Genomic DNA, 8,489 nt, shown 5'->3' with positions numbered 1-8,489 from the left:
TCATTCGAGTCTAGACAAAATGACACCAAATGAGTTTTACTATGATCAGCTACCCCAACAAAACAAGGTGGCTTAACTAGAGCGGAATATCACTTATAAATACGCTTTTAGTTGTTCAAACAAGTGGAACCACCTCTGTTTACAGTTGATGAGTGGAATCTTTTTAAACAAGGATATGCTGAATTTGTAACGCTGACAGATCTTGAAAAAGAATATTGGTTTATTGCAATTGAGCATATTTTTGTAGATGAGGTTATTTGGTTAATGGCAGATTTTTCTGAAGGATGGAAAATGCAACATCAATTAGGAATTTATTCATCAATATTCAAATGTATATTGACCCCTAGTGTACTGCAACAATATGATTTAGAAATCAATACTTAGCTTTAAGATTTTATGTCATCAAACCAGTGAAAATGAAAACCTTCCGTTTTTTATTTTATAAGTCACTATTTTATTAACTTAGAATATTTAAATCGAATGATTTAAATATTCGTTTAATACAATGCCTACTTCACTTATATAGTTTAAGCAAAATGTCACTTTAGTAAGCTCTTCACCAGTTAATCTAAACTTTAGTTATACCGCTATTTATCATTTAACTGTATGAGCTTAACCCTATTCAAAGATGGAAATTATGAAAAAAAGTCGTTATTTAGTTAGCTCAGCTGGCATTATGACTGTGCTACTAATAGGCTGCTCAAAATCAGAAAATGCAGAGCATCATTCAGCAGATGCACCGTTAGCATCAGTAAGTGTAATGACTGCCCAAACACAATCAATAAATCTGATTGAAAATCTCCCTGGGCGTGTCACTGCATATCGTATTGCTGAAATTCGCCCTCAGGTTGGTGGCATAGTAGATAAAGTTCTATTTAAACAGGGTACTTATGTACATGCAGGTCAACCACTTTTTAAATTAAATTCTGAAATATTTCAGGCTGATGTCAAAAGTAATAGAGCAACTTTACATCGTGCTGAGGCTGAAGTAACACGCCTTCAAATTTTGTTAAAACGATACGCTGAACTGGTGACAGTTAATGCAATTAGTAAGCAAGAATATAACAATACTGAAGCAGAATATCAGAAAGCAAAAGCTGATGTTACTCAAATGGAAGCGATACTTTCACGTCAACAACTTAACCTAAAATATGCAACAATTACATCGCCAATATCTGGAATTATTGGTGAGATTTTAGTGACTGAAGGTGCATTAGTCAGCCAAGGTGATACTAAAGCCATGGCAGTAGTACAGCAAATTGATAAAGTGTATATCGACGTAAAACAGTCAATTACTGATTATGAAAAAATACAGGAAGCATTACAACAAGGGAATTTGTCAAATGCTAGCCATAACGTTGAAATACTAAATAGTCAAGGTAAGCCATACGATGTAAGGGGTGAAATTTTATTTTCAGACACTAAAGTAGATCCCGATACTGGTGATGTGACTATCCGTATTTTAGCGAATAATCCTAGTCAAAAATTGCTTCCCGGCATGTATGTCCGTATCAACATGAGCCGAACAAAAGTTGATAATGCGATTTTAGTGCCAGAGCAAGCTATCCAACATGATATTAGTGGTAAGGCGAATGTAACTATTATCAACCAAAAAGAGCAAGCACAAAGTAAAACTGTGCAACTGGGTCAGCGTTATCAAAATAGTTATGTAGTCACGCAAGGTATAAATGCGGGTGAAAAAATCATTGTCGAAGGTGTAGACCGTATTCAACCTAATCAGCGACTAAAAGTAAAACAATGGCAAGCACCTATAACGAATAATGAAAATGGGGGGCAGCAATAATGTCTCAATTTTTCATTCGTCGACCAATTTTTGCTTGGGTCATCGCCTTATTTATTATTTTATTTGGTGTATTAAGTATACCTAAATTGCCAATTGCACGCTTTCCAAGTGTAGCTCCACCACAAATTAGTATTACAGCAATGTATCCTGGAGCTACACCAAAGACGCTCAATGACAGTGTTGTAACACTTATTGAAAGAGAAATGTCAGGTGTTAAGAATTTACTGTATTACAGTTCAAGTTCAGATACCTCTGGTAGCGCTACTGTTACTGCTACATTTAAGCCTGGTACAGATGTAGAGCTTGCTCAAGTTGATGTTCAAAACAAAATCAAAGCAATTGAGTCGAGACTACCTCAACCTGTTCGACAACAAGGGCTTATGGTTGATGCAGCTTCATCTGGATTTTTGATGATCATAGGTCTGAACTCCCCTAATCATCAATATTCTGAAATAGACCTAAGTGACTACATGACACGACACGTCATTGAAGAAATCAAGCGAGTTGATGGGGTTGGGAAAATCCAGAATTTTGGAGCTGAAAAAGCTATGCGCATTTGGGTCGATCCAAATCGTTTAGTATCTTATGGTCTGAGTATTAAAGACGTAAATACGGCTATTCAAAATCAAAACCTCCCGATTTCACCTGGTCGTATAGGTGATACACCTGCCCTCAAAGGACAGCAAATTACGATTCCATTAACAGCACAAGGGCAATTGGAGACTGTTGAACAATTTAAAAAAATTAGTTTACGTTCGAATAAAAATGGGGCAACTGTACTGTTATCAGATGTGGCTCATATTGAGGTTGGTGCGCAGTCTTATAGTTTTGCCATTTTAGAGAATGGTAATCCATCTACAGCAATAGCAATACAAATGAGTCCCAATGCAAATGCCGTTAAAACTGCTGAAGGGGTAAAGGCAAAAATCAACCAATTGAGTACTTCATTACCTGATGGAATGAAATTCTCAATCCCTTATGATACTGCACCATTTGTTAAAGTTTCTATTCAAAAAGTAATTACAACATTGATTGAAGCCATGGTTTTAGTCTTTATTGTAATGTTCATATTTCTTCATAATGTTCGTTATACCTTAATTCCAGCTATTGTTGCTCCCATAGCATTGCTAGGAACGTTCTCTGTAATGCTACTTGCTGGCTTTTCTATCAATGTCCTAACCATGTTTGGTATGGTGCTGGCGATTGGGATCATTGTAGATGATGCCATTGTAGTGATTGAAAATGTGGAAAGAATCATGGTATCAGAAGGCTTGTCCCCTGCAGATGCCACCTCGAAGGCGATGAAAGAAATTACGAATCCGATTATTGGTATTACTTTGGTTTTGGCTGCAGTATTTTTACCAATGGCTTTAGCAAATGGTTCAGTAGGGATTATTTATCGCCAATTCACTATCACAATGTCAGTTTCGATTTTATTCTCAGCATTCCTAGCCTTAACTTTGACACCTGCTTTATGTGCAACCATGTTGAAACCAATAGATAAAAATCATGTGAAAAAAGGTGTTTTTGCTTGGTTTGATCGAAGTTTTGAAAAATTAAATAATCGATATGAACATGGTTTATTTAAAGTCATTAAACATAAAAGAACGGCTATGCTATTTTTTATAGGCATTGTTGTTGCACTTCTTTTTTGTTTTAAACAAGTACCTACTGCATTTATGCCAGAAGAAGATCAGGGTTGGTTTATGACATCAATTCAACTTCCTTCTGATGCCACACAAGAACGTACCAAAAAAGTTGTTACTGAATTTCAGGAACATCTAAATAAAGAAGTTGGTATTCAAGATAATATGGCGATCTTAGGCTTTGGATTTAGTGGTTCAGGGCAAAATACAGCAATGTATTTTACCAATTTACTCCCCTTTGAGGACCGTAAAATTACTGCCCAACAAGTCGTGGATAATGCGAATACTGCAATGGCTGACAGCTCGGAAGGCCAAGTAATGTCTGTATTGCCTCCAGCAATTGATGAATTAGGAAGCTCTTCTGGATTTTCATTACAATTGCAGGATGTAGGAAATATTGGCATGCAAGCATTAGCACAAGCCCAAGATCAATTACTCAGTTTATCAACTCAAAGTAAAAAAGTTGTAGATGTTTACTCTGATGGTTTACCAGATGGAAATTCTGTACAACTCAAAATTGATCGTGAAAAACTACAAATATTAGGTGTTAACTTCAGTGATGTTACCGATATCATTTCTACTTCAATGGGTTCAATGTATATCAACGATTTTCCAAATCAAGATCGTATGCAGCAAGTTATTGTTCAACTTGATGCCAAATCACGTATGAGTATTGATGATATTTTACAAATCAAAGTAAATAGTCAAAGTGGTAAACTGATTTCTATGTCTGAGATTATTACTCCAGTTTGGCAATACTCCCCACAACAATACAATCGTTACAATGGTCGTCCATCTTTAAGTGTTACGGGTAGTCCAGCACCTGGTATATCTTCTGGTCAAGCAATGTCAGAAATGGAAAATTTAATCAAACAACTTCCAAAAGGTGTGGGGTATGAATGGAGTGGTATTTCTTTAGAAGAAAAACAGGCTGAATCGCAAACTATATTTTTATTACTTCTATCTATGCTCGTAGTATTTCTTGTTTTAGCTGGGTTATATGAAAGTTGGTCCATCCCTCTTTCTGTTATGTTGGTTGTACCTCTAGGGCTTATAGGTGCATTTATAGCTGTAATGATAAGAGGTATGCCCAATGATATTTTCTTTAAGGTTGGTATGATTACCATCATTGGATTATCAGCGAAAAATGCCATTTTAATTGTTGAATTTGCTAAGGCTCTCCGAGAAGATGGGATGAGTTTAGTTAAAGCAACCGTTGAAGCTGCAAAATTGCGCTTGCGTCCAATCTTAATGACTTCTTTAGCATTTACATGCGGAGTTATTCCTTTAGTTTTTGCAAGTGGTGCGAGTTCTGAAACCCAAAAGGCTATAGGTACTGGCGTATTTGGAGGAATGATCAGTGCAACTCTTCTTGCTTTAGTGTTTGTCCCTATTTTTTTCATTATTGTTATGGGAACTGTTGATAAATTTTCTAAACAAAAAGGATCAAACTAATCTATAAGCTTTGTGGGTTAGAAAAAAAATAACTCACTTTGCATTGATCATATTTAAATTCTTGTTTTATCCATAGCACTAACCTATTAATTTTAAAAAATAATAGGTACTGGCTAAATAGCAAATCGATACATATCTTTTTCATAGAGGAAATATGATTTTAGTAAGTTCTTGTCTGGCTGGCTTAAAGGTACGTTATAACGGGACGCATAGCTTAAACGAAAAAATCGAAAAATTAGTCAAAGATGGAAAAGCTACTATGGTATGTCCAGAGATTCTTGGCGGTTTATCAACACCACGCGAACCTGCCGAGATTTCGGGAGGTAATGGCGATGATGTCTTAGATGGAAAAGCCTGTGTAATTGAAAAATCAGGAAAGGATGTGACTTCAATCTATATTGAAGGGGCATATAGAACTTTAAAAAAAGTTCAATTATTAAAAGCTACTCTGGTAGTGCTTAAAGAAAATAGCCCTTCATGTGGTAGTTCAATGATTTACGATGGTCAATTTAATGGGAATAAGATCTATGGCAATGGAGTTACCTCCGCTTTGCTTAAACGTCATAATATAAAAGTCATTTCAGAAGAAACTTTTTGGCAACTTTTACCCTAGTTCCTCCGCTTTTATTTAAAATCTTCATGCAACTCCAACCACGCCCCCCTTTGCAATATCAAGTCTCTTCGGTATTTAGAGATATAGTGAGGTAATAATCTAAGAAGCATATCCATTACTTCCACATCAGTTAAAAAGTAGTGGTTCAATTTTATGCTGTAATTCTTTAACAATTTTAGCAAGCTGATCATGTAAAACTAACCAACATTGCTCATGACCTTGCCCAATATATTCATCTATTATGAGTTGCAAAATGTCTTGATCTATCTGACTTAAGAATTCTAAAAACCATGTCGCAGCAACATCCTTGGCAACTATTGTTTTATGATCTAATGTATAAGCTATACGGCATAGCGCTAAAATTTGATTACATTCATCCTGATCGTCTTTCCAATGAGCAATAATTTGTGGATAAGTTTTTTGCATGGCAAATATTAATTGTTCATAGCTAATTGGATTTAACCAATCGCAAATATCAGGTCCAAAGATAGTAATGTTATGTAATTGGGCAGTTTTAAGTAAAATACTAATATCTGGATCAGATTGACTATAAAGTAATTCACCTTTGAGTAATTCTTCTCTCAACCACTCGCCATATTGTAGCTGATATGTATATGGATGATTTTTATTGGTAATACTCCCTTTTTCTAATATCGTAATTTCTAAGGCACGCGCTGTAGCATGACCAATCGGAACAGATATATTTAGAAAATTCTGCGCTAATTGTTTTCTTTCCTGATCGGTAATTTCACGTTCAATAATAACTAAAATATCAAGATCACTTTTATGTTTTAAACCACCATCAACATACGAACCATATAAATAAATAGCATAAAGCTTATCTTTAAAATTTTTTTGTAAAAGCTGTTTTACACTTTCAACTTGGCGACACTCTTCATCATTTAAGCTTTGCATATGATTTTTAATTTAAAAAAATAAGTAATGAATTCATAGAGCATTATACAGAATAAGTGTAAATAATTTAATCAATTAGTAAATAACATACTATTTTTACAATATATTTACTTTCAATATAGAGTTTAATACATAAAACTCTATCAATCAAAAAAAGCTTGAAACAACATCTGAATAGTAAGAGTCATTTCCTCCTCACTTTGAGCAGCAAAGCCAAAACGGATATGAAAACTATCACTTGAGTCTTGAAATATAGAACCCAATTCATATTCTGAATCAATTTGCAGTTGTTTTAGAATTTCTGCAAATTCTAAACGATAAGGCAATTTTAATTTTACCCATAATGCCATTCCTCCTGCTGGTGTTTGGATTTCTACCTTATCTTGGAATATTTGATGGAAAGTCCTTACGGCAAAATCACGTCGGCTATGATAAATCTTCTTCATCTTTCGAGTATGTCGTTTAATTTCACCTTGTTGCATCAATTCAGCAATAGCAAGTTCAGTAATAGCATTACCTTGTTTATCAATAAGTAAAATATCTTGCTTCATGGCATTGATAATATTCAGATCTGCCACGACATAGCCCACTCTCAAGCTTGGAGCAAATACCTTAGACAATGAACCGATATGAATCACTTGATCAGCATGAGGTAAACTAACCAGTGGAGGGATCGGACGACTGTCATAATGAAATTCATGATCATAATCATCTTCGATAATATAAAAATTGTGTGTTTTAGAGAGTTCTAAAAGTTTGAGTCGACGATCCATTGCCATCGAAACAGTGGTTGGATATTGGTGATGTGGTGTTGTATAGACTGCCGCAACTTTATGATTTTCTAAAATCTCAATCAAATGGTCAGTACTTAGACCATGTTGATCTAATCGAACTTGAATAATTTGAAAATGGGTAGATAGAAATGTCTCCACTGCAGGCGCATAAGACCACTGCTCCACAACTATGACCTGACGCTGTTGTTGTTTTGCAAGTACACGTGCTGCTAGAAATATCCCCATTTGGCTGCCACGAACAACACAAATATGATCTAAAGAAGTTTGAATAAATCTTTCCATCAACAGCATATTTAATAAGGCTTGACGTAGTTCAAGACTCCCTTGCGGATCTCCATAGCCCATAATTTGTTGTCGAGTCACTTTAATTAAAGCATGCCGATAAGCGCGAGAAAACAACTCATAAGGAATTAATCGAGTATCAGGAAGTCCATCATTGATAATCTGTATTTGCGAAGTATATGAATCAGTTGTAGCCTGAGAAAATGTCGAAATTGTTGAGTTAGGTTCTATGTGAGTTTTGACATCGGGTAAATGTTCGGAGACAAAAGTCCCCTGTCGTGGCTTAGAGATTAACCAGCCTTGTGCTTCTAAATCTTCATACACTGATTGTACCGTTTTACGGTTAATTCCCAATTCATTTGCTAAGCTACGAGAACCCTGTAAACGTGTACCCTGTTTTAATCGCCCAGACAAAATTTCCTGAATGATTTGATTTCCTAGTTTAAGAAAAATGGTTTTTTCTTCACGCTCACCAAGATGTAGCTTTATTTTCCACGGCTGTTGCATATTCATCTGGACCATATAAGTTTTAAAAACTGGATATTTCAAACCATCCACAGATTTCATATTCTGCCCTTGTCGATATGACAAATCAACAGAATAGGAGGTCTCATGGAAACCGCTCTACTTGATAAACAGCAATTAATGCAAAATGCCCAACAAAGCATGCAACAGCTTTTCCAAGATGAAGGCTATACCGATCAACAGAAACTGGCCTTAACTTGCCGTATTTTATTTGATCATGGGCATGATTCTGGTCTCGCTGGACAAATCACAAGTCGTACTGAAAAAGGTAATACCTTTTTGACTCAACGATTTGGTTTAGGTTTTGATGAAATCACCGCCACAAATCGGCTTTGTTGCACAAAGATTTGAAATACAAAGCCCCCTAATTGAGCCAAATTTAAGGCGTAACTTGGGTAAGTGGTCGACCTAATTCCGTAAATCTGTTGAGGACTGCTACACGTGCATGAATTTCA

General features: G+C 35.6%; 6 protein-coding genes and 1 pseudogene. 5 read left to right on the top strand and 2 right to left on the bottom strand.

Annotated elements, in window-relative coordinates; translation table 11 throughout:
• Window positions 1–123: 123 nt before the first annotated feature.
• From FTU83_RS16285 to FTU83_RS16270, 4 genes are all read left to right on the top strand, one after another.
• A complete protein-coding gene (locus FTU83_RS16285; protein WP_038349994.1) occupies window positions 124–384 on the top strand; it encodes a hypothetical protein in 261 nt (86 codons plus the stop codon).
• Between the two features lie 253 nt (window positions 385–637).
• The gene (locus tag FTU83_RS16280; RefSeq protein ID WP_052232764.1) at window positions 638–1,804 is read left to right on the top strand and encodes an efflux RND transporter periplasmic adaptor subunit; all 1,167 of its coding nucleotides are present in this window, start codon (window positions 638–640) and stop codon (window positions 1,802–1,804) included.
• Window positions 1,804–4,905, top strand: coding sequence for an efflux RND transporter permease subunit (locus FTU83_RS16275; RefSeq protein ID WP_038349993.1), 3,102 nt, complete (start codon window positions 1,804–1,806; stop codon window positions 4,903–4,905). Before FTU83_RS16280 ends, FTU83_RS16275 begins: the two co-directional genes overlap by 1 nt.
• Before the next feature lie 154 nt (window positions 4,906–5,059).
• Window positions 5,060–5,518 carry a DUF523 domain-containing protein gene (locus FTU83_RS16270; RefSeq protein ID WP_077170035.1) on the top strand — a complete coding sequence of 153 codons (459 nt, stop codon included), beginning with the start codon at window positions 5,060–5,062 and terminating at the stop codon, window positions 5,516–5,518.
• A gap of 126 nt (window positions 5,519–5,644) precedes the next feature.
• Here the strand turns inward: FTU83_RS16270 and FTU83_RS16265 are convergent, their stop codons facing one another.
• Entirely contained in the window at window positions 5,645–6,433 is a 789-nt protein-coding gene (locus tag FTU83_RS16265) for an aminoglycoside adenylyltransferase domain-containing protein (protein WP_038350081.1), read from the bottom strand.
• Window positions 6,434–6,576: 143 nt separating this feature from the next.
• The gene (locus tag FTU83_RS16260; RefSeq protein WP_052232770.1) at window positions 6,577–8,076 is read right to left on the bottom strand and encodes a PLP-dependent aminotransferase family protein; all 1,500 of its coding nucleotides are present in this window, start codon (window positions 8,074–8,076) and stop codon (window positions 6,577–6,579) included.
• Window positions 8,077–8,121: 45 nt separating this feature from the next.
• Between FTU83_RS16260 and FTU83_RS16255 the strand changes: the two are divergent.
• Window positions 8,122–8,367: pseudogene (locus FTU83_RS16255) on the top strand (class II aldolase/adducin family protein); the annotation flags it as partial.
• Window positions 8,368–8,489 lie beyond the last annotated feature (122 nt).

It is taken from the genome of Acinetobacter sp. YH12152 (assembly GCF_013418285.1).
GTDB lineage: Bacteria > Pseudomonadota > Gammaproteobacteria > Pseudomonadales > Moraxellaceae > Acinetobacter > Acinetobacter amyesii.
The sequence above is the reverse complement of the archived record's forward strand: the minus strand, read 5'-3'. Positions and strand labels throughout refer to the sequence as shown.

Bases quoted from the DNA above. Each gene is read 5' to 3' on its own strand.
- FTU83_RS16280 (WP_052232764.1), top strand. From the start codon at position 638: ATGAAAAAAAGTCGTTATTTAGTTAGCTCAGCTGGCATTATGACTGTG.
- FTU83_RS16260 (WP_052232770.1), bottom strand. From the start codon at position 8,076: ATGAAATCTGTGGATGGTTTGAAATATCCAGTTTTTAAAACTTATATG.
- FTU83_RS16265 (WP_038350081.1), bottom strand. From the start codon at position 6,433: ATGCAAAGCTTAAATGATGAAGAGTGTCGCCAAGTTGAAAGTGTAAAA.
- FTU83_RS16270 (WP_077170035.1), top strand. From the start codon at position 5,060: ATGATTTTAGTAAGTTCTTGTCTGGCTGGCTTAAAGGTACGTTATAAC.
- FTU83_RS16275 (WP_038349993.1), top strand. From the start codon at position 1,804: ATGTCTCAATTTTTCATTCGTCGACCAATTTTTGCTTGGGTCATCGCC.